Annotated in this window: 24 protein-coding genes; 11 read left to right on the top strand and 13 right to left on the bottom strand. The window is 60.0% G+C overall.

Annotated elements, in window-relative coordinates:
* Nucleotides 1–140 precede the first annotated feature (140 nt).
* The 3 genes from GOW60_RS15185 to GOW60_RS15195 all read left to right on the top strand — a co-directional run bounded on the left by GOW60_RS15185 (nt 141) and on the right by GOW60_RS15195 (nt 1,766).
* Nucleotides 141–413 (top strand): PepSY domain-containing protein, encoded by a 273-nt coding sequence (locus tag GOW60_RS15185; RefSeq protein WP_171172001.1) that lies wholly within the window; start codon nt 141–143, stop codon nt 411–413.
* A 23-nt stretch (nt 414–436) separates the two neighbouring features.
* Complete coding sequence (locus tag GOW60_RS15190; RefSeq protein ID WP_171229925.1) at nt 437–937, top strand: helix-turn-helix transcriptional regulator; 501 nt, start codon at nt 437–439, stop codon at nt 935–937.
* Nucleotides 938–1,076: 139 nt separating this feature from the next.
* Complete coding sequence (locus GOW60_RS15195; protein WP_171229926.1) at nt 1,077–1,766, top strand: outer membrane protein; 690 nt, start codon at nt 1,077–1,079, stop codon at nt 1,764–1,766.
* Nucleotides 1,767–1,993: 227 nt separating this feature from the next.
* Here GOW60_RS15195 and GOW60_RS15200 read toward each other — a convergent pair whose 3' ends face one another.
* Nucleotides 1,994–2,644 carry a peroxiredoxin gene (locus GOW60_RS15200; protein WP_152459391.1) on the bottom strand — a complete coding sequence of 217 codons (651 nt, stop codon included), beginning with the start codon at nt 2,642–2,644 and terminating at the stop codon, nt 1,994–1,996.
* Nucleotides 2,645–2,857: 213 nt separating this feature from the next.
* Between GOW60_RS15200 and GOW60_RS15205 the strand changes: the two genes are divergently transcribed.
* Nucleotides 2,858–4,297, top strand: a complete 1,440-nt coding sequence (locus GOW60_RS15205; RefSeq protein WP_171229927.1) for an aldehyde dehydrogenase family protein — start codon at nt 2,858–2,860, stop codon at nt 4,295–4,297.
* 60 nt (nt 4,298–4,357) lie between these two features.
* Here the strand turns inward: GOW60_RS15205 and GOW60_RS15210 are convergent, their stop codons facing one another.
* Both GOW60_RS15210 and GOW60_RS15215 read right to left on the bottom strand, forming a co-directional pair.
* Nucleotides 4,358–4,792 (bottom strand): glyoxalase superfamily protein, encoded by a 435-nt coding sequence (locus tag GOW60_RS15210; protein WP_171229928.1) that lies wholly within the window; start codon nt 4,790–4,792, stop codon nt 4,358–4,360.
* 177 nt (nt 4,793–4,969) lie between these two features.
* Complete coding sequence (locus GOW60_RS15215) at nt 4,970–5,821, bottom strand: bifunctional helix-turn-helix domain-containing protein/methylated-DNA--[protein]-cysteine S-methyltransferase (protein WP_152459393.1); 852 nt, start codon at nt 5,819–5,821, stop codon at nt 4,970–4,972.
* Nucleotides 5,822–5,937: 116 nt separating this feature from the next.
* Here GOW60_RS15215 and nth point away from each other — a divergent pair, with 116 nt between their 5' ends.
* From nth to GOW60_RS15230, 3 genes are all read left to right on the top strand, one after another.
* Nucleotides 5,938–6,582 carry an endonuclease III gene (gene nth / locus GOW60_RS15220; RefSeq protein ID WP_171229929.1) on the top strand — a complete coding sequence of 215 codons (645 nt, stop codon included), beginning with the start codon at nt 5,938–5,940 and terminating at the stop codon, nt 6,580–6,582.
* A complete protein-coding gene (locus tag GOW60_RS15225; protein ID WP_152459395.1) occupies nt 6,579–7,568 on the top strand; it encodes an adenosine kinase in 990 nt (329 codons plus the stop codon). Before nth ends, GOW60_RS15225 begins: the two co-directional genes overlap by 4 nt.
* A 149-nt stretch (nt 7,569–7,717) precedes the next feature.
* On the top strand, nt 7,718–8,428 hold the full coding sequence (locus GOW60_RS15230; RefSeq protein WP_171229930.1) for a glutathione S-transferase family protein: 711 nt from the start codon (nt 7,718–7,720) through the stop codon (nt 8,426–8,428).
* Here GOW60_RS15230 and GOW60_RS15235 read toward each other — a convergent pair.
* Both GOW60_RS15235 and GOW60_RS15240 read right to left on the bottom strand, forming a co-directional pair.
* Nucleotides 8,398–9,663: a SulP family inorganic anion transporter gene (locus GOW60_RS15235; RefSeq protein ID WP_171229931.1), complete on the bottom strand. Its 1,266-nt coding sequence runs from the start codon at nt 9,661–9,663 to the stop codon at nt 8,398–8,400. The genes GOW60_RS15230 and GOW60_RS15235 overlap by 31 nt on opposite strands.
* Before the next feature lie 81 nt (nt 9,664–9,744).
* Nucleotides 9,745–10,236 carry an RNA pyrophosphohydrolase gene (locus GOW60_RS15240; RefSeq protein ID WP_171229932.1) on the bottom strand — a complete coding sequence of 164 codons (492 nt, stop codon included), beginning with the start codon at nt 10,234–10,236 and terminating at the stop codon, nt 9,745–9,747.
* A gap of 137 nt (nt 10,237–10,373) precedes the next feature.
* Here GOW60_RS15240 and GOW60_RS15245 point away from each other — a divergent pair, with 137 nt between their 5' ends.
* Complete coding sequence (locus GOW60_RS15245) at nt 10,374–12,401, top strand: NADPH-dependent 2,4-dienoyl-CoA reductase (protein ID WP_171229933.1); 2,028 nt, start codon at nt 10,374–10,376, stop codon at nt 12,399–12,401.
* A 21-nt stretch (nt 12,402–12,422) separates the two neighbouring features.
* On the opposite strand, the gene GOW60_RS15250 is transcribed toward GOW60_RS15245, so the two are convergent.
* Together GOW60_RS15250 and GOW60_RS15255 are read right to left on the bottom strand one after the other, a co-directional pair.
* Nucleotides 12,423–13,031 carry a LysE family translocator gene (locus GOW60_RS15250; protein ID WP_171229934.1) on the bottom strand — a complete coding sequence of 203 codons (609 nt, stop codon included), beginning with the start codon at nt 13,029–13,031 and terminating at the stop codon, nt 12,423–12,425.
* A gap of 99 nt (nt 13,032–13,130) precedes the next feature.
* Nucleotides 13,131–13,571: a DUF4399 domain-containing protein gene (locus GOW60_RS15255; RefSeq protein WP_171229935.1), complete on the bottom strand. Its 441-nt coding sequence runs from the start codon at nt 13,569–13,571 to the stop codon at nt 13,131–13,133.
* Nucleotides 13,572–13,798: 227 nt separating this feature from the next.
* Here GOW60_RS15255 and GOW60_RS15260 point away from each other — a divergent pair, with 227 nt between their 5' ends.
* A complete protein-coding gene (locus tag GOW60_RS15260) occupies nt 13,799–14,704 on the top strand; it encodes a LysR family transcriptional regulator (protein ID WP_152459401.1) in 906 nt (301 codons plus the stop codon).
* A 52-nt stretch (nt 14,705–14,756) separates the two neighbouring features.
* Here GOW60_RS15260 and GOW60_RS15265 read toward each other — a convergent pair whose 3' ends face one another.
* Nucleotides 14,757–15,674, bottom strand: a complete 918-nt coding sequence (locus GOW60_RS15265) for a hydrogen peroxide-inducible genes activator (protein ID WP_171172024.1) — start codon at nt 15,672–15,674, stop codon at nt 14,757–14,759.
* Between the two features lie 98 nt (nt 15,675–15,772).
* Here GOW60_RS15265 and GOW60_RS15270 point away from each other — a divergent pair, with 98 nt between their 5' ends.
* Nucleotides 15,773–16,735, top strand: a complete 963-nt coding sequence (locus GOW60_RS15270; protein WP_171117141.1) for a sodium-dependent bicarbonate transport family permease — start codon at nt 15,773–15,775, stop codon at nt 16,733–16,735.
* Here the strand turns inward: GOW60_RS15270 and GOW60_RS15275 are convergent.
* Genes GOW60_RS15275 through GOW60_RS15290 form a run of 4 tightly spaced genes read right to left on the bottom strand, consistent with a single transcriptional unit; the run spans nt 16,728 to nt 19,644 of the window.
* Nucleotides 16,728–17,597, bottom strand: coding sequence for an OmpA family protein (locus GOW60_RS15275; RefSeq protein WP_254443982.1), 870 nt, complete (start codon nt 17,595–17,597; stop codon nt 16,728–16,730). The genes GOW60_RS15270 and GOW60_RS15275 overlap by 8 nt on opposite strands.
* A gap of 29 nt (nt 17,598–17,626) precedes the next feature.
* Nucleotides 17,627–18,184: a peroxidase-related enzyme gene (locus tag GOW60_RS15280; RefSeq protein ID WP_152459932.1), complete on the bottom strand. Its 558-nt coding sequence runs from the start codon at nt 18,182–18,184 to the stop codon at nt 17,627–17,629.
* 30 nt (nt 18,185–18,214) lie between these two features.
* Nucleotides 18,215–18,925: a GNAT family N-acetyltransferase gene (locus tag GOW60_RS15285; RefSeq protein ID WP_171229937.1), complete on the bottom strand. Its 711-nt coding sequence runs from the start codon at nt 18,923–18,925 to the stop codon at nt 18,215–18,217.
* Nucleotides 18,922–19,644 carry a molybdopterin-binding protein gene (locus GOW60_RS15290; RefSeq protein WP_171117137.1) on the bottom strand — a complete coding sequence of 241 codons (723 nt, stop codon included), beginning with the start codon at nt 19,642–19,644 and terminating at the stop codon, nt 18,922–18,924. The genes GOW60_RS15285 and GOW60_RS15290 overlap by 4 nt, the downstream gene beginning before the upstream one ends.
* Nucleotides 19,645–19,694: 50 nt before the next feature.
* Between GOW60_RS15290 and sfsA the strand changes: the two genes are divergently transcribed.
* Nucleotides 19,695–20,402: a DNA/RNA nuclease SfsA gene (gene sfsA / locus GOW60_RS15295; RefSeq protein WP_171229938.1), complete on the top strand. Its 708-nt coding sequence runs from the start codon at nt 19,695–19,697 to the stop codon at nt 20,400–20,402.
* A 1-nt stretch (nt 20,403) separates the two neighbouring features.
* Here the strand turns inward: sfsA and GOW60_RS15300 are convergent, their stop codons facing one another.
* Nucleotides 20,404–20,799, bottom strand: coding sequence for a RidA family protein (locus GOW60_RS15300; protein WP_254443983.1), 396 nt, complete (start codon nt 20,797–20,799; stop codon nt 20,404–20,406).
* Between the last annotated feature and the right edge of the window lie 112 nt (nt 20,800–20,911).

Here is a 20,911-nt window from a genome sequence, read left to right on the forward strand (position 1 = left end):
CTGAACCTGACGCGCGCAAACGGCCGCAAATGGCATAAACCTTGGTTCCATTCGCCCTGTTTCAACCAAAAACCAATCGCAGGTGTCCGCTGCCATCCCCAGTTCGACCGCATCGCCACAACGAAAAAAGGAGATGCGATATGGAAACCTTGAAACTGCTGACACTGACGGGATTGATCGCAACCGCACCGGTTCTTGCTTTGGCCAATGTCGGACTGGGCGACAAACTGGGCACAAGCGAAGCCGATATCCGCACGGCGCTTGAAGCCCAGGGGTACCAGATCGAAGAGATCGAATTCGAAGGTGGGAAGATCGAGGTTGAACTCACCAAGGATGGCGTGGAAACTGAACTGGTTCTGTCTGACACGGACGGGGTGGTGACGGCCATCGAGCTCGAAGAGGACGACGACTGAACCTGCAATGTCCAAGGGGCCGCATGAAAGTACCTCAAACGTCTTTGCTCTGGCTCCTTCTGGTGGTGCAGGCCCTCTGCGCCGCCTTTTTCATGACGGATGCGGTGCTGGATTGGACAGGCGGCGACGACGCAGGGTTTCGTCACCTTCATTCGTTCGAACTGTTTCTGTCGCTGGCGCTTGTCGGCGGCCTGAGCGCCACGATCGCCCTGATCCGCTCCCAGTCCAGACGGGTGCGCGACATGCAGCGGCAACTGCAAGTGGCGCAAGGGGCTTTTGCCCAGGTCATCGAAACCCAGTTCAGCGAGTGGCAGCTCAGTGATGCTGAGCGTGACGTCGCCATGCTGACGATCAAGGGTCTTTCCATCGCGGAAATCGCCGGAATGCGACAGACGAAAGAAGGGACGATCAAGGCCCAAAGCGCCGCGGTCTATCGAAAGGCGGGCGTTTCCAGCAGGGTGCAGTTGCTCAGTTTTTTTGTCGACGAACTCCTGTCAGAACCGTTGATCAGGGATGTGCCCTGAAACAGTGGCAGAACCTCATGTCTATTCACTCACACATTCCTAAAAACCTGTGAAACGAAGTGAAGGCCCGGCGCCTTTCTTTTTGGGCCAGCCTCGTCCACATCCATGGCATGCGGACTTTGGAACACTGGAGATGGTTATGTTCACGCGCCTCATTCTCGCCTCTTCGGCTCTGGCGATCAGCGCAACGGCGCTTGCCGCGCAGAGCCTGGGCGACGGCACCTATATTCACGGCTTCATCGGCTACAGCCAGCTACAGGACAGCGATTTCACCGGGACAATCGGTGGCGCGACGCAATCGGTCGATACCGAATTCGACGCAGGTTTCGGACTGGGCCTCGCGATAGGCAAGGAAATCCCGCAATGGTCCAACGATATCATCGGAACGCGGATCGAGCTGGAACTGTCTTATCGCGACAGCGACGTGGATGGTGTGAACTTTACCGGCAATGGTCCGGGTCCCGAGGGCAATATCTCGGGCGACGTCACGCAGACCTCGTTATTTGCCAATCTGCTGTTCGATTTCAAACAGGCCGGCGCGCTGACACCGTTTGCCGGGTTTGGTCTGGGGGCCACCTATTCGGATCTGGAATTCTCTTACGGGCCGGGTTTGGCGCTGAACGACACCGACACCACCTTGGCCGCCCAGCTGATCGCCGGTGTGGCATATGACATCAACGCGTCGACAGCGTTCACGATTGACGCCCGTTACGCCCGCGCCTTTGATGTTTCGTCGCAGCGCCTGGCCCCCAACGGAGCTTTGACCGGCAACGTAGAGGACGATCTGGATACTTTCAGCATCAATTTCGGACTTCGCCATAATTTCTGATTGCTTCGGGTGTCAGGTTTCTCTCCGGTTTCCTGCACCTCTTTGCCCTCGCGCCTCAGGCGCGGGAGCACCCGGAAAACCCCGAAAAATGCAGTACGCGCTGGATATGCCGGTGGTCGCCCGACCAGCAACAACCGCCTGCTTCATCTGGCCGAAAATATCCTCGGGGGGAATCGTGCCTGCGGGCACGATGGGGGGCAGACAGCCCCCCTGACCCGGCAACCGGCTTACGACGGCGCTTTGGTCTTGCGCAGATAGGGGAAGATCGTTTCGAACTCGCCAAACTTGGCCTTGGCGTCTTCGTTCGACACGGTTGGCGGGATGATCACGTCTTCACCCGGCACCCAGTTGGCAGGTGTTGCAACACCCTTGGCCGACATCTGCAAACCGTCAAGCGCGCGCAGAATTTCGGCAAAGTTCCGGCCCACGGTCATCGGGTAGGTCATCGACAGCTTCAGCTGCTTGTCCGGTCCGATGATAAAGACCGAACGCACCGTGGCACTGTCAGCCGGTGTGCGGCCATCGGGCAGATATGCTTCGGCGGGCAGCATGTCGAAAGCCTTGGACACAGCCAGACCGTCATCGGCGATGATCGGAAAGCCGGGGTTGGCCTTGCCGTATTCCTCGATGTCCTTCTTCCACTTCTTGTGGTCTTCGACGCCATCGACCGATACGCCGATCACCTTGGTGTTGCGCGCGGCCCATTCGTCATTCAACTGCGCAACGGCCGAAAACTCGGTGGTGCAAACAGGCGTGAAATCCTTTGGGTGCGAGAACAGAATGGCCCAGCTGTCGCCAATCCAGTCGTGAAACTGAATGGTGCCCTGATCCGTTTCTGCCGTGAAATTCGGAACGGTGTCGTTGATACGCAAACCCATGGGGCATCTCCTTCTCTGTGAAAAACCTGAATCGGTTGTTTGGAACCTAATCACTTTGTGTGCAGGTTAAACCGTCCATCACGCTTGGGGATACGGAATTCGTGGGCATTGCCAGAAAATAATTTGATCAAATTCACTATTGCTCAGCCTGTACATGGGTGACAGAGTGGCCCCGAACAGCCGGTTTCAGGCAGACCTTCAGGAGGGCTCAGGATGATCGAAAAGCGGGATTTCTATATTAATGGTCAGTGGGTGGCCCCATCGCAGCCCGATGACTTCGAGGTCATCAACCCGTCAACCGAAGACCCCTGCGCCGTGATCTCGCTTGGCGCCGAAGCCGACACGAATGCGGCCGTTGCCGCGGCCAAGGCCGCCCTGCCGGGCTGGATGGCCACGCCAGTGGAAACCCGCGTCGCGCTGGTGGAAAAACTGGTCGAACTCTATGCAGCCCGGGCAGAGGATCTGGCGCAGGCGATGTCGCTGGAAATGGGCGCCCCGATTGATCTGGCGCGCTCGGCGCAGGCGGGTGCCGGCATCTATCACCTGAAGAACTTCATCCGCGCCGCCAGGTCGTTTGAATTCGAGCGCCCACTGGGGGATCATGCACCGAATGATCGCATCATTTACGAGGCGGTTGGCGTTGCCGCTTTGATCACGCCGTGGAACTGGCCGATGAACCAGATCACGCTCAAGGTTGGGGCTGCTGCGATTGCGGGCTGCACGATGGTGCTGAAACCGTCGGAACAAAGCCCGCTGAACGCGATGATCTTTGCCGAGATGATGGACGAGGCAGGCTTCCCGCCCGGTGTGTTCAATCTGGTCAACGGCGACGGCGCGGGTGTTGGTTCGCAACTTTCGGGCCATCCGGATGTGGACATGGTCAGCTTCACCGGCTCGACCCGCGCAGGCACCGCGATTTCCAAAAATGCGGCAGATACCCTCAAGAAAGTGCATCTTGAGCTTGGAGGCAAAGGGGCCAACGTCATCTTTGAGGACGCAGACGATAAGGCGGTCAAGCGTGGGGTGCTGCACATGATGCAAAACACCGGCCAAAGCTGCAACGCCCCCAGCCGGATGCTGGTGCAACGCCCGATCTATGACAAGGCTGTGGAAACCGCGGCCGAGGTCGCAGATATGGTCAAGGTTGGCCCTGCCTCAGAGGAAGGCCGCCATATCGGACCGGTGGTGAATGAAGTTCAGTGGACCAAGATTCAGGACCTGATCCAGAAGGGCATCGATGAAGGGGCGCGGCTGGTCGCAGGTGGCACCGGACGGCCAGAGGGGCTGAACAAGGGCTACTATGTCCGCCCCACGGTCTTTGTCGATGCAAACAACCAGATGACCATCGCACGCGAAGAAATCTTTGGCCCGGTTCTGACCATGATCCCCTTCGACACCGAAAAAGAGGCTGTCGAAATCGCCAATGATACACCCTATGGCCTGACCAACTATGTTCAGACGCAGGACGGCGCGCGTGCCAATCGCATGGCGCGGGCGCTGCGGTCGGGCATGGTCGAAATGAACGGACAATCGCGCAGCGCGGGCTCACCGTTCGGCGGCATGAAGCAATCCGGCAACGGGCGTGAAGGCGGCGTCTTTGGGCTTGAGGACTTCCTCGAGATCAAAGCTGTCGGTGGTTGGGCGGCAGAGTAACTATACCTGCAAAGCAGACAGATCGGGCGGGGCAACGCGGTTGGCCCCGCCCGTAACCCCCTATAGCGGCCGCACTACAAGCTGGGGTACGCCATCGGACGTGCGGCGCCGGGATCGACCGTCCCACCCAATCTCGCCGGTGACGCGCTGTCGAAATGCGGAAAAGCTGTCAAAGCGCACCACATCGACCGGCGTATCGAAATGCAGGGTCACTCGGCGACGCGCGCCATCGCCAAGCATGGTCAGACCGCGAATTTCGGCCGTGAACGCCTGACCCAGATAGCGCCCTTCGACCCGATCACCCACGCGCAGATGCATCCGGTTTCCGGCCATTGCGTGCAAGGTGTTCCAGTCTCGAACGCCATGCTGATGGGCCAGCAGTTCCAATGCCGCACTGTGCGACAGCGAAACGCTCTTCGTTTTCAGTTCTTCCCGCAGGCGTTTCGCCTGCGCTTTCAGCTCTTCAACCGGAGCAACGGTTCGGGGTCGTGTCATCATGTGCCTCGTGTCCTTGAACGGGCGCGAAGTCAGGACGGGGCTCGCATTTCCATCCGCGCGCCGGGAAAGGGCAACAGATGCTTTTCAAACCGGGTTTCACCAAAGCCAATGGCCGCGAACGGCAGGGGACCCGAACCTGAGGTGCCTTTTGGCAGCGGCCGGGCCGTATGTCAATCAGGCGTCTGCCTGCGCCGCCTCATAGGCCAGCATGGCACGCTTGACAGGCAAGCCCCAGTGATAGCCCCCCAGACCACCTGATTTGCGCAATGCCCGATGGCAGGGGATCAACCAACTGACCGGGTTGCGGCCAACTGCCGTTCCCACGGCGCGAACGGCTTGCGGCGAGCCGATTCGCTGGGCGATCTCGGAATAGGTCGTGACCTGCCCGGACGGGATATGCATCAGCGCTTCCCACACCTTGATTTGCAAAGGTGATCCGATCAGGAAAACCGGTGTCGGCTCCAACCGGTCGCTGGCAGCGCCAAAAGCACTCAGCGCCCAAGGACGCAGGCGCATCGGATCTTCGACAAACGTTGCCTTGGGCCAGCGCGAGATCATGTCTTCCATCGCGGCCTCTTCGCCGGTCTCGGCACCGAAGGCGATGCCGCAGATACCCTTGTCGGTCCCCATGACCAACGCAGGGCCAAAGGGGCATTCGAACCACCCCCAATAGATCGTCAGGCCTTCGCCCTTGCGGGCATATTCGCCAGGGCTCATGGATTCCCACTTCAGGAACAGATCATGCAGACGCCCGCTGCCGGACAGGCCCACATTGTGGGCCGTTTCCAATGTCGTGAACCGTTCACGCAACAATGCCTTCGCATGGCCCAGCGTCAGGTATTGTTGATACCGTTTCGGTGACACTCCGGTCCAACGCGAGAACAAACGCTGGAAATGGGCCGGGCTCATATCCATCTGGCGCGCCAGTTCATCAAGGCTCAGGCCTTCACCGCCCTGATCGATCAACTCGATTGCCCGGCGCATGACGTTGTAATGATAACCGCTTTCTGGGGTCTGGACGTTCATGGTTCCACCTCATCATCTGACAAAACCATAGCGCGCCGGCCACGCTGTCGCGACCCGGAACTTGCGCATTGGCTTTGTGCTTGTGTCAGGGCGCGGTGGACGGCATTAAGGCCCGGATGGCAAAGCAACTCGACTATCATACGATCCGCGAGATTTTCACGCGCTTTCAAGAGGCCGACCCGGAACCCAAGGGCGAGCTGGAGCATGTGAACGTCTATACTCTGGTCGTCGCCGTGGCCCTTTCGGCGCAGGCCACGGATGCGGGTGTCAACAAAGCGACGCGCGACCTGTTCAAGATCGCCGACACGCCGCAAAAGATGCTGGATCTGGGCGAGGACGGCCTGATCGAGCACATCAAGACCATTGGCTTGTTCCGCCAGAAGGCCAAGAACGTCATCAAGCTGAGCCGTATCCTGGTTGACGAATATGGTGGCGAGGTTCCCAATTCCCGGGCTGCCCTGCAATCCCTTCCGGGTGTGGGCCGCAAGACGGCCAACGTGGTTCTGAACATGTGGTGGCGGCAACCGGCGCAGGCGGTGGACACCCATATCTTTCGCGTCGGCAACCGCACCGGTATTTGCCCCGGCAAGGATGTGGACACGGTCGAACGCGCCATCGAAGACAATATTCCCGCTGACTTTCAACTTCATGCGCATCACTGGCTGATCCTGCATGGCCGGTACCACTGCAAGGCGCGCAAGCCGCAATGCCCGACCTGCATCATCCGTGATCTCTGCCAATTCGAGGACAAAACCCTATGAAGACTTATCAACTGACCGGCATCGGAAATGCCGTTGTGGACGTGATTTCCCAGGCCGATGACAGCTTTCTGGAGCTGATGGGCATCGAAAAAGGCATCATGCAGTTGATCGAACAGGAACGCGGCGAGGTGCTGTACGCCTCGATGGAAAGCCGCGTTCAAACGCCGGGTGGCTCGGTGGCCAATACCATTGCGGGCGCAGGCGCGCTTGGTCTGGATGCAGCGTTTATCGGCCGGGTACACGATGACGCTCTGGGCCGGTTCTATGCAGATGCGATGAACGAAGATGGCGTCGACTTCGTGAACCCGCCTGTTCCGGGTGGCGAATTGCCCACGTCACGCTCGATGATCTTTGTGTCGCCTGATGGCGAGCGGTCGATGAACACCTATCTGGGCATTTCCTCGGAACTGTCGTCTCAGGACGTTCCGGATGAGGTAGCAGGAAACAGCCAGATCATGTTTCTCGAGGGGTATCTGTTCGACAAGGAAAAAGGCAAGGCGGCATTCCTTGAGGCCGCACGTGCCTGTCACAAGGGCGGCGGCAAGGCCGGGATTGCCATTTCCGACCCGTTCTGCGTGGAACGGCATCGTGTGGATTTCCTGCTGCTGATTGAAAACGAGCTGGATTTCGTGATCGGCAACGAGGCCGAGATCAAATCCCTGTTCGAGACCGACGACCTGGAAGAGGCGCTGCGGCGCACGTCGGCGATCTGCCCGCTGGTGGTCTGCACCCGTTCGGGTGACGGGGTGACGGTTATGAACGGCGATGCTCGCATTGACGTACCGGTCGAGAAGGTCGTCCCCGTTGACGCAACAGGTGCCGGCGACCAGTTTGCCGCCGGGTTCCTGTTCGGCATGGCAACGGGCCGCGATTACGAGACCTGCGCCCGTATCGGCAATGTCTGCGCCCGCGAGGTGATCAGCCATATCGGCCCCCGCCCCGAGGCGAACATGCTGGAGCTGCTGAGGGAAGAAGGGTTGGTTTGAGGACGCGGGTTTCCCGCGTCATTCTTCGGAAAAAAATGCGGCTTGACCCTGCGAGCGCGGCCTGAACACCGGGCCGCAACACCCCCGTTTTTGCTGGCAAGGCTGGCTCTGACAGCGTTATGCTTTTCGCATCAAAAAGGGGGGCTGTCATGAGAGCACTGCTGTTCACGACTGGATCGCCATTTGCAAGGTCGGTCAGGATCGTTCTGGACGAACTTTCGCTGGATTACGAAAGGCGAGAGGAAATCACCACGCCCAGCGCCGAGCAACGCGCGCAGGCTACTCCAACATTGCAGGTGCCTACATTCTGGGACGGCGATCTTGTGCTGTGGGAAAGCGGCACCATCGTCGAATACCTGCTGTCGACCTATCCGGACAGGCCGCAGGCCGCGCCCAAGCTGGCGCCCTTTGCCTTTCGGCCCGGGGACGCGCAGTGGCAGGACAAGCTGGTGTTCTCGACCATCCAGACCTTCGGAAACGCGGCCACGACCATCTCGCAAATGAGATGGTCCGGCGTGAGCGTGGGCCAGAACACGCATCTTCAGCGGTCGGCCGAGAAGCTGGCGCACATCTTGGGCTGGCTGGAGGACCTGCTGACCGGCGAGGGTGGCTTCGTGCCGGGCTACCTGTCAATGCAGGATATCTTTCTGGCCGCCCATGTGCGTTTCGTGCAGGCAAGGCCGCTTGGTGTCGACCTGAAACTGGACCAATTCGGCAAGGTTTCGGCGCTGCTCGACCGGCTGGATGCGCGCGACAGTTTCAAGGCAAACCCGATCTGGTGGTGGGAACCGGGGGTCATCGGCTATGAGCCCGACGGCACGCCTGTTACTCACCGGTCGGGCGGGGTCCAGTCCGTCTGAACCGACTCGCGAAGGCTGAGCCGCAAGGCCAGCCCGATGGCAACGCCCACACCGATGGCAACGGTCAGGTCGATGAAAACGGTCAGCAGCATGGTCAGCACCAGCAGCGCCCGGTCGCTGGGTCGCGCGCGGGCGTATTCGCCCCATTTGTGCGGCTCGCTCATGTTCCAGGCGGTGATCATCAGCAGTGCGGCCAATGCCGGCATGGCCAGATAGCCCGCCGCCGGGGCCGCAACAAGCATGATCAGCAGGATGGCCAGCGCGTGGATGATGCCGGCCACCGGCGTCTTGCCGCCCGCCTTGATGTTCGTCGCCGTGCGCGCGATGGCGCCGGTGGCCGGCAGCCCTCCGAACAGGGCCGAGGCGATGTTGGCCGCGCCCTGCGCCGTCAGTTCTGCGTTGGGCCGGTGCTGTCCGCCGATCATGCGGTCAGCAACCATGGCCGACAGCAGCGATTCAACCCCCGCCAGAAAGGCGATGGTGACGGCCGAGGGGAACAGCTCGACAAAGCGCGACAGCGACAGATCGGGCAGCTGCGGCGCCGGCAGGGTCGAAGGCAGATCGCCGAACCGCGAATGGATCGTGTCGACCCCCAGCCCCATCAGCGCGACCAGCGCCGAGGCAACGCCGACCGCGATGATGAGCCCCGGAAAACGTGGCGCGATCCGGCGCAGGGCCACGATCAACACCGCCGCCAGCACGGCGATTCCCGTGGCCGGCAGGTTCAGCGTGTCGCGCGCAGCCCACAGCGCGGGCACTTTTTCAAGGAATTCGGCGGGCAGATTCTGAATCGACAGGCCAAAGAAATCCTTGATCTGACTGGCGGCGATGATGACGGCGATGCCGATGGTAAAGCCGTTGACGACCGCTTCGGGCACGAACGAGATCAACCGCCCGGCCCGGAAATAACCCGCGATCAGCAAGATGAAGCCCGCCATGAAGGTGGCCATGACCAACCCGTCATAGCCGTGTTCGGCAATCACGCCGAACACCACCACGATGAAGGCGCCGGTCGGGCCTCCGATCTGGACCCGGCTGCCCCCCAGCGCCGAAATGATGAAACCGGCGACGATGGCCGTGACCAACCCTTGCGCCGGGTCGGCACCCGAGGCGATGGCAATCGCCAGACTCAGCGGCAGGGCCACCATTGCAACCGAGATCCCGGCGATCAGATCCGCCGTGAACTGGGTCATGTCATAGGTTTTGAGCGTCGTCAGGATCTTTGGCTGGCGCATGACATCCACCATTGCTTGGGCCGGACTCTGCCGGGCGGCCCAAAAAAGACATGCCGGACCTGCGCCTTTTTCAAGACCGCGTCAAGTGCGACGAATATAGGCGTCGAACGCCTTCATCACCTGCTCGTAGACCTCGCGCTTGAAGGGCACGATCTCGGCGATCAGGCGCTCGGGGTCCTGCCATTTCCAGCGGGTGAACTCGGGGTGGTCGGTTTCGATGTCGATCTGGTCGTCGGTTCCCAGAAACCGCATCAGGAACCATTTCTGCTCCTGCCCACGATACCGGCCTTTCCAGATCTTGGGCACGATGTCATGCGGCAGGTCATAGGGCAGCCAGCCCTCGGTCTCGGCCACGATTTCCACAAGATCACCGGTTACACCGGTTTCTTCCCACAGCTCTCGCAAGGCCGCATCACGAGGGTCTTCGCCCTTGTCCACGCCGCCTTGTGGCATTTGCCACGCGTCCTCGAACCGGTCGTTGCGCTGGCCGACGAAGATCTGGCCCTGATCGTTCATCAGCATCAGCCCGACGCAGGGGCGATAGGGCAGTTTGGCAATTTCTTCGGGGGTCATGCACGGCCTCATCGTGTTGTTTCACCCACCTCTAGCAATCACCGTCGCAACAGCAAAGAGGGTGACGTGGGGTTTCGCGTGACAAAGTTTACGCGAACGTCAATCTATCACGCAAATTCAGGAGGGAGAGTTTTGCCATGACTGTGTACCCAAACATGCTGGCACCACTGGATCTGGGCTTTACCACGTTGAAGAACCGGGTCCTGATGGGCTCGATGCATACCGGGCTGGAGGAAACCGGCGACTGGAACCGGGTGGCTGAGTTCTATGCCGCCCGCGCGCGCGGTGGCGTGGCGCTGATGGTCACGGGCGGCATCGGGCCGAACCTCGAAGGCTCGGTCCTGCCGGGGGCTGCAATGATGACCAGCGACAAGGACGTGGCCAATCATTCCGTCGTCACCGACCGTGTGCATCAGGCGGGCGGCAAGATCGCGATGCAGATCCTGCATGCGGGTCGCTATGCCTATGGGCCGAAATGCGTGGCGCCCAGCCCGGTGAAGTCGCCGATCTCGCCCTTCCCCCCCAACGAACTGGACGAGGACGGCATCGAGAAGCAGATCAGCGACATCGTCAACGCCGCCGTGCTGGCCCAAAAGGCGGGCTATGACGGGGTCGAGATCATGGGGTCCGAGGGGTATTTCATCAACCAGTTTCTGGTGACCCACACCAACAAGCGCACAGACCGCTGGGGCGGGTCCTATGAGAACCGGATGCGGCTGCCGCTGGAAATCGTGCGCCGGACCCGCGCGGCGGTGGGAACCGATTTCATCATCATCTACCGGCTGTCGATGATCGACCTGGTGCCCAATGGCTCGACCTTCGAAGAGGTGGTGCAACTGGCGCAGCGGATCGAAGAAGCCGGGGCGACGATCATCAACACCGGCATCGGCTGGCACGAGGCGCGGATTCCGACCATCGCCACATCGGTGCCCCGCCGGGCCTTTGCCTGGGTGACGAAGAAACTGATGGGCAAGGTGGGGATTCCGGTCATCACCTCGAACCGGATCAACACGCCCGAAGTGGCCGAGCAGGTGCTGGCCGAGGGCTGTGCCGACATGGTCTCTCTGGCGCGGCCGATGCTGGCGGATGCGGATTTCGTAGCCAAAGCGATGGCAGGTAACGCGGCTAGGATCGCGCCCTGCATCGCCTGCAACCAAGCCTGTCTGGATCACACCTTCAGCGGCAAACTGACCTCCTGCCTGGTGAACCCGCGCGCCTGCCACGAGACCGAGCTGGTGATCGAAAAGGCCGCCACGCCCAAGCGCGTGGCCATCGTGGGCGCAGGGCCGGCGGGCCTGTCCACGGCGATGACGGCGGCGGAGCGCGGCCATGACGTGACCGTGTTTGACAAAGCCGACGAGATCGGCGGCCAGCTGAACATGGCCAAGCAGGTGCCGGGCAAGGAAGAGTTCTGGGGCTTGGTGGACTGGTACCGCACCATGCTGAACGATCTGGGCGTCAAGGTCGAACTGGGCCGCAAAGTCGGCGCCGACGATCTGGTCGGGTTCGACGAGGTGGTGATCGCCACCGGCGTCAACCCGCGCGATCCGAAGATCCCGGGCGAGGACCGCGACAATGTCGTGAACTATATCGACGTGCTGCGCGACAAGGCCCCGGTGGGCAAATCGGTGGCCGTGATCGGCGCGGGCGGCATCGGCTTTGACGTGTCGGAATACCTGCTGGAGGAGGGCCACTCGCCCACCACCGACCTGCCCTTGTGGATGAAGGAATGGGGCGTTGCCGACCCTGAACAGCACCGCGCAGGCCTGGCGCCCCAAGGCCCGCAGCCCGAGGCGCCCAAGCGGCAGGTCACCCTGCTGCAGCGCAAGAAACAGGCGCATGGCAAGGGGCTGGGTAAGACCACCGGCTGGATCCACCGTGCGGCGCTGAAGATGAAGGATGTCAACTTCGTTGGCGGCGTGAACTATGAGCGCATCGACGACGAGGGGCTGCATGTCTCGTTCGGAGAAGAGCGCGCCGACCCGACCGTCATCAAGGCGGACACGATCGTTCTGTGTGCCGGGCAGGTGCCCGAGCGGTCGCTGGCCGACGCGCTGATCGAACGCGGAATCACCCCGCATGTGATCGGTGGGGCGGATGTGGCGGCCGAACTGGACGCCAAACGCGCAATCAATCAGGGCACGCGGCTGGCCGCAGAGTTCTGAAGCCACTCGTTCAGAGTGTCTTCACTCCGACAGCGCGAGTTTTGCACCCAAGGCACCAAAAGCGGTTGCGAAACACCGCTTTATCCACGCCATCACAGCAGGGCGCCGGATCACATAGTCCCGCGCCAGTGCGGCGCATGCGCCATACCCGACAAAAACAACAAATGTCATGGCCATGAAGGCCAGCGCCAGTTTGGTCAGTTCCATTCCTGCATTTGCTGCATTCGCCGGCAGGAATTGCGGCAGAAAGGCCAGGAAGAATAGCGACAACTTTGGGTTCAAAACGTTGATCAGCGTTCCTGTCACGGCAATTCTAAAGTCGCTTTTTGCGGATTTCTCCGCCGCGACGTCCATGGCACCGCCGTCCTTCAGGATTCCCCATGCCATGTAGAACAAGTACAAGACGCCAAGATATTTGATGAGTTGAAACGCGACGGCACTGGTGTGCAGCAAGGCTGCAAGTCCGATGATGCTGGCCAAGGCCGCCGGAACGATCCCAAATGTGCATCCGAAGGCTGCGGCGAGACTTGCGCGAAACCCGCGCCCAAGACCGACAGCCAAAGTATAGATGACGCCGGTACCCGGCAGCAAAACAACAATCAATGATGTGATGAAGAATTCCAGCGACATTATTACCCCCTGCAAATGCATGCAGATTCACTAAGTGCGCCGAAAATGTAAACGCCTTTCCATCACATGAACCGAACGGACGGTTTCAAAGGCCTGCGGCTATTCCACGGTGATCGTGATCACCTCGGATACAATCGGCGGGGAATGCGGCACATGCCCGGCGTCGCCCAGAACCAATTGCAGGGTGTGTTGGCCCGGCGCCAGATCCAGCGTTACTTCGGTCTGACCGCCTCCGAAGTGCATGTGATTATCGTCGGCGGGCAAACCATTTGCCAACTCATCCGCGCCATCCTCGCCCTCACCCAGCGGGGGACGGTCAAGCAACAGGTGGTGGTGCCCGGTGTTTTCTTTCTCGGTTCCGGCGGGTGCGACGCCCATGCCGCTTAGGCCAAAGACAACCGTGACCGGTGATTGCACGGTGTCGCCATCCGACAGGTTGACGAAATAGACCTTTGCATCAGGATTCGACGGGGTCTCTCCTCCGGCATGCGCAAAGCCCACGGAAAGGCAAAGCACAGCAATGGCGAAAAAGGGTTTCATGAACTCCTCCCTGGTCACAAAAATGCCATTCTCAATGTGAGATCTTAGCGCGATTGCCTGAAAAACACAGCGTCACAATGCCTGCGGCGCGTTTGGAAACCACTGTTTCTACGTTTCCCATACGCAAACGATCCGATTCAAATCCCTGATATTATCCCATGTCTGCCCCGTTTCCGCCCAGATTCAGCGCCATAGTCAGGACGGAAATCAAGATCTGGGGAACGAGTATGGACCGACTGACCGAAATGGAAGCCTTCGCCAATGTGGTGGACCAGGGTGGCTTCACCGATGCGGCCAAAAAGATGGGCATCTCCAAATCAGCTGTGTCCAAACACGTATCAAGCCTTGAGGCGCGCCTGGGAGCGCGGCTGTTGAACCGCACCACGCGCCGGGTTTCACCAACGGAAATCGGGCTGGCCTATTATGACCGCGCGCGGCGCGTGTTGAATGATGCCGGAGAAGCGGATTCACTGGTCACGTCAATGCAATCGGCCCCGTCTGGTCTTTTGCGCATCAGCGTTGCCACGGATTTCGGCGTCAATCACCTGTCGCCTGTTCTGTCCGAGTTCCTTGCAGCCTACCCCGACATCACTGTGAACATGGTTTTGAACAACCGCTATGTCGAGCTGATTTCCGAAGGATTTGACGTGGCCGTGCGTATTGGTGAGCTGGAAGACAGTACACTGCGCGCCCGCAAACTGACCGAGACGGTCAAACGCATGGTCGCCGCGCCCAGTTATGTCGAAAGGTTCGGCCGGCCGCAGAAGATCGATGATCTGAACGAACACAAGCTGCTGCATTATTCCAGCCAATCCTCGGGCAATGTCTGGAAACTGACCGCGCCATCCGGCGAAAAACGTCAGGTTCGTACCGCCGGGTGGTTGAGTGTCAATGATGGCCAATCCCTGTTGAACGCGGCGGTTTCCGGCCTGGGTATCGCCTATCTGCCCAGCTATCTTTACGCTGAAGCCTTGAAGGCCGGGCTGGTTGTCGATGCAATGCCGTCCCTGCCTGACGAAGTTCAAGGCGTTTACGCCGTCTACCCGCCGGGCCGCTTTACGCAACCCAAAGTACGGGCCTTCATCGATTTCCTCGTCGATTCCTTCCACGGGAAGGGTCCGATGGACTGGTAATTTCTCCCTGAAGACCAACCTTTGGCCCGCATGTAAAAGTGCGGGCCTTTTTTTACGGGTCGATTACTGACAGTCCCATGGACCGGGCGGAAGTGCGCAAGCTGTCCGTCAGCACATTCTGACCCGGCGGTGGGGTTTCGGAACTGCGTGCCAACAGGGCGATATCGCGATTTGCATTGGCGATGGACAGCGGTCGCAATCGCACCTCGTCGCGGTAGATCCCCTGTCTGCGAGCATAAAGATCAGGCAGTACCGCAACACCAACACCCGAAGCCGCCATCAGAACAATGGAATCAAGCGTCGTGCCTTCATACTCATCCGAAACAACCCCACCGCATTCCGCCGCCAATGCATAGACGATGCGCGACAGGCGGTGGCTTTGATCCAGGGTAAGGAAAATCCGGTTCTGAAGATCGGTGGCACTGACACCCTGCAAATCCCGCGCCAGAACGTCATCAACGGCAACCGCGACCCAAAGAGGTTCGTTGAACAACCGGTGTTGCACGGTATTCGGATGGTCTTCGGGCGTGGACAATATCAGATCAAATCGACCGGATTTCAGACCCTGTTCCAGATCCAGTGTGTTTTCCTCGCGCACCGCAATGCGCAATCCGGGGCGAATCCGGTGCACCTGTTTGATGGCTTGCGGCAACAGATAAGGCCCGATCGAAGGCAAAACCCCCAGTCGCAACCTTCCTCCGACGGGCATATCGTTCGACATGGCGTGGCGCAGGTCCTTGACCTCTGCCAGGATCTTCTGTGCGCGCAAGATGAACTCTTCTCCCTTCGCCGTCACCTGGATACCACCACGGTTACGCTCAAAGATCCGAACGCCAAGCTCTTGTTCTACAGTCGCAATTTGCGTCGACAGGCTGGGCTGGCTGACATTCAGCACCTCGGCTGCCAAACTGAATCGCCCAAGGCGACTGACCGTAACGATGTATTCCAACTGTCGTAATGTCGGGCGCATTTCATAGCCTAAAACTATTTATAACTTAGAAAGATAGTATTTGGCGAAATCAGTTTTGCAAGGCACCTAACCCGAAAACGAGGGATCAGGAGTCAATTATGCCCGGAGTGATCGAGACACTGTCCAGCAACCTGCTGGTGCCGACCATACTGTTTTTTGCTCTTGGGCTTCTGGCGGCCTTTGTGCGCAGTGACCTGTCCATTCCGGCGGGCGCGGCCAAGTTCATGTCGCTTTACCTGCTGCTGGCCATCGGGTTCAAAGGCGGTGCCAGTCTGGCCGCGCATGGCATTCACCTGCAACTGTTCCTGACGCTGCTGGGCGGTGTCGCCTTGTCCTTTGCCATCCCCTTCGTGGCCTTTGGCCTGCTCAGGGTGATGACACGGCTGGATGCGCTGAACGCGGCAGCGGTGGCAGGGCACTATGGTTCGATCTCGATCGTCACCTTTGTTACAGCCACCAGCCTGCTGGATCTGGTGGGGCTGACCCATGACGGATTCATGGTGGCCGTTGCGGCTGCGATGGAGGTGCCCGCAATCCTGTCGGCGCTTTGGTTGGCACACAAGACCGGAAGCAATGGCGTCAAGGATGACAAGCTGTGGCGCGATCTGCTGGCCAACGGCTCGATCGTTCTGCTTACCGGTGCCTTCCTGATCGGAGCCATCACCGGTGGTGAAGGCATGCAGATGATCGCGCCTTTCATCGTGACGCCTTTCACCGGAATTCTGTGCCTGTTTCTGCTGGATATGGGCTTGTCGGCAGGGCGCAGCCTGATCAGCAACCGAGACAAGCTGTCGGTTGGCCTGTTCGCCTTTGGTGTTTTGATGCCCCTGATCGGCGCATTTATGGCTTGGGCGGTAGGTGCCTTGATCGGCTTGCCACAGGGCAGCTTGTTCCTGTTCATGGTGCTGTCAGCCTCGGCTTCGTATATCGCGGTTCCCGCCGCGATGAAGATCGCCCTTCCAAAGGCCGAGGCCGGGATCTATCTGACCTTGTCGCTGGGGGTGTCGTTTCCGTTCAACATCACCGTCGGATTGCCGCTGTACCTGTGGTGGGTCAGTTGACCAGCAATACGGCTTCGACCCGACGGTTGAGATCGCGCCCTTCCGGGGTTGCATTCGATGTGAGCGGAGACAGATAGCCAACACCCTGCGCTTCGATCCGTTCGGGTGCCACGCCATGCGCATCGATCAAGCGGGTTCGCACCGCCTCGGCCCGGCTTTTGCTGACCGCAATATTTGCCTGTAACGCACCGGTATCGTCAGTGTGCCCCACCAACGCCAGGCGTGTGTTCGGGTTGTCGGTCAAGTATCCGGCCAGCAAGGTCAGCGAGTCAAACGGCCCTTCGCCCAGGGCAACCTCGCCCGTCGGAAAATGCAGATCATCCAGGATCACGTGGCCCGTTGTCGCCAAGGCCTCCAACACCCCGACCGAGCCTTCCACGGCTTGCTCGACCACCACAGGGTCCGGGTCCGGCGCGTCCTGGGGTGTGACCCGGATCATCTGAACATAGCCATCCGGGGGATTGCGGCTGACCAGCAGGCTAAGGGCAACCGGCCCCTTGGTGGCCGACAAAAAACGGTAATCCTGAATGGCGACATACATGTCCGGGGTTGGCACGACCTCGGTGCCAAAGCGAAAGTCGAAACCACCGCATACCCGCGCGTCGCATTCGAACAGGATCTTGTAGCCCTGCGCCTCGATCTGATCCCGCAACGGTGCCAGCAGCTGCAATGTCGTGCTCGACCCCGCCTGAAGCCGCCACGTATAGCGCTCCACGCGCCCTTCGCGCGTTTCTGCGGGAACCGAGCCATTTGCATAAGGCCCCGTCGGCAGATCATAGCTGTCCAGTGGCGATGTTCGGTCGCTGATCTGTCGGGCACTGGCCGGCAGGGTCAGGTCCTGCGCGGCAACAGGCCCTGTCATCAGCAGGGCAACAAGGGCGGCGGCGCGGATCATCGAAACTGTGCGTGATATTCTTCGTTGGGCACCATCGCCGTCGCGCTGGCCACCCGGTTTGACATGTTGAAAAACCCGGCGACATTGGCGATGTCCCAGATGTCGCGGTCGGAAAAGCCTGCATCGCGCAGGCGCTGGCGGTCGGGCTCTTCAATCTCGGCGCTGGCGGTAGTCATCTTTGCGGCAAAGTCCAGCATCGCCCGTTGACGCGGCTCCAGCGGGGCGACGCGATAGTTCATCACCAGCATTTCGCCCAGTTGCGGATTGCCCGAAAGCTGACGCACAGCCGCCCCATGGGCGACCAGACAGTAGAAGCATTTGTTGATCGAAGAGACGACGACCGCGATCATCTCGCGTTCCAGTTTGGTCAGCCCGCTGTCAGCCAGCATCAGGTCGTTGTACATCGCGGTGAAGGCGTTCAGCTTGTCGATGTCGAATGCGTTGGCTTTCAGCACATTCGGCACCATGCCCAGTTTTTCGACACAGATATCAAAGTATTTCTGCGTTTCCGGCGGCAGCGGATCGACCATGGGCAGGTTCAGCGCGGTAGGCATGTCTTTTTGTATCACGGCGGCCTCTTCGGTTCAGACAAGATGACGGTAATGGTATTCGCCCGCGATCTCCATCCCGAGGGCACGATAAAGACCGTTGGCGCCCTCATTGGCCTTGGTGCAGATCACGCTGAGGTTCTGCGCACCGTGATCACGCGCCCAGAATGCCGCCGCGCGCATGGTCCAGTGGCCCAGCCCCTGACGACGGTGTTCGGGCAACACTTCCAGCGCGTGGACCATCGCAGTGTCTGCATGCATCGCCACAAAAGCCACGCCGCTGGGTTTGTCGTTGTGACGCAGCAAAAATCCTGTCTTGGGTCCCTTGGCACGTTCCATCACCGCGATCCGCTCGGGTCCGATCCCGCCCGAGGCCCAGATTTCGCGCATGATCTCAAGCGGTTCCCAGATCGAAAACACCATGACCGGTGGGATCGGCTGATCGATCAGCCGAGAGACGGGGCAGACATATATGTTGACCGGGTCAAGAATGTCGTATCCCCGCTGGGCCAGCATTGCATCCAGGGCTTCATCCCCGGGCCGCAGGCAGAAGATGCGTTTTTGCCCCATGGACAACATCGCGGCCTCGGCGGCGTCGATGTCGTCTTCATTGGCCGGGCCCAATGCACTGGCCGCTGATACGCGCGACCCTCCGCCCTGCCCCTCACGCAACAGAAACGGGCCAAGCCGCTGATAGCGTGCGGCGGGCCATGTTCCGTCGACTATTTCCGCCCAGCTATTGCTCAAAGCTCAAGCTCTTTCGCCAGGCGGGTGGTGGCCGCGTCGATCCGGCCCCCGTCGGTGCCGCGCACAACCACATTGGCCCCGAAGGCACCGTTGATCTGAAACGGGTAGCACCCGATGGACAGGTCGCTGAAATCTTCGGCCAAGGCCGCCAGGGTTGCGGCGATATCACCTTCTCCGCGGTCCACACGCAGAGTTTGCGACAGCAAAGGGCGGCCTCCGGTCAATGTTGGCAACACGCTCGCCACCATCGCCTGGAAAACCGACGGCACACCTGCCATGACATGCACATTCGCAAGCGTGAACCCGGGCGCCGTCGAAACCGGATTTTCGATCAGCGTCGCCCCGTCCGGAATACGCGCCATGCGCAGGCGGGCGGCATTCAGTTCCAGCCCGGATTTGTCGTAATGGGCCTGCAAAAGCGCGCGCGCGTCATCGCGCACATCAATGGGTGTGTCGAAAGCGCGGGCAATGCAATCGGCCGTGATATCGTCATGGGTCGGGCCGATGCCGCCGCTGGTGAAGACATTGTCATAGGCGTCTGAGAGCGCTTTGACGGCCGCTTCGATGGCAGGGGCATCGTCGCTGACAATGCGGACCTCTTTCAGGTCGATGCCGTGTTTGGTCAGTTCCTGCGCCAGAAAATGCATATTCGCATCGCGGGTGCGACCCGACAGGATTTCATCCCCGATCACCAGCATCGCTGCGGTTGGATTGGCCATGGCGCTGTCCCCTCTTGATCGTTCTCAGGGGCAGGTATAGGCCCTGAACCATGCGATTTGAAACCCCTCTTGTCCCCGCCCGGCTGATCCGCCGCTACAAACGCTTTCTGGCTGATTGCAGGCTTGAGGACGGAAGTGAGGTAACGGCCCATTGCGCCAATCCGGGGTCGATGATGGGGCTGGCCGAGCCCGGCGAAAAGATTTGGCTGGAGCCAAACGACGATCCGAAGAAAAAGCTGAAATTCGGATGGCGGCTGGTGGATCATGAAAACGGGCATTTTACCGGGGTCGATACCTCGGTTCCGAACCGGGCGCTGCGGGCCGCTTTGGAAGCCGGTGATATCCCCGAACTGGCCGCCTATGGCACCGTCCGGCCCGAGGTGAAATACGGCGACAACAGCCGCATTGATTTCCTGCTGACGGGGCCGGGCCTGCCGGATGCCTATGTCGAGGTGAAAAGCGTGACACTGTCACGCCAGCCCGGACTGGCCGAGTTTCCCGACAGCGTCACAGCCCGTGGCACCAAGCATCTGGCCGAGTTGGCCGCAATGGCGTCACAAGGGCACCGGGCGATCATGCTGTATTTGGTTCAGCGAACCGATTGCGACCGGTTTGCTTTGGCGGCCGATATTGATCCAGCCTACGCGGCGGCATTTGAGGCGGCGCAGGCGCAAGGGGTGGAACGGATCGTTTACGGGACGCGGATAACGCCGTCGGGGGTTTGGGTGCAGACTGAAATGAGGATTTTGGCCGGCTGAGTCAGTCCGAAACGACAGCATCAACCTCGATCTCGACCAGCCACTCGGGATTCACAAATCGTTCGATGGCCATGATAGTATCTACAGGGCGAGCATCCAGACAATACAGCTTTCGGGCTTCGATCGCCTGTTTCCAGTTTTCGATTTCGGTCAGGATGACACGCGTTCTGACAATATCATGCAGCCCTGACCCGGCACGCTCAAGCGCATCTTTGATGATTTCGAAACATTGTCTGGTTTGCAGATAGACATCGCCGACACCCACAGTGTTGCCCTCAGCATCGACTGGTGCGGTTCCCCCGACCGCGATGAAGTTCCCGACCCGAACCGCTCGGCTGAACCCAACGATGCTTTCCATGGGGTTTCCGTTAGAGATCAATTCTCGTTTCTGTGACATACGTCCGGCTCCCTGATTTTCTCAAGAAAAAGTGCAATCATTAGATACTGATCCACCTGCCGTGAAAAGTGTCCAAGCCAGTAGCCGTACGGATTGCGGTCGAGGCGGTGGG

The organism is Ruegeria sp. HKCCA4008, assembly GCF_013033125.1.
GTDB lineage: Bacteria > Pseudomonadota > Alphaproteobacteria > Rhodobacterales > Rhodobacteraceae > Ruegeria.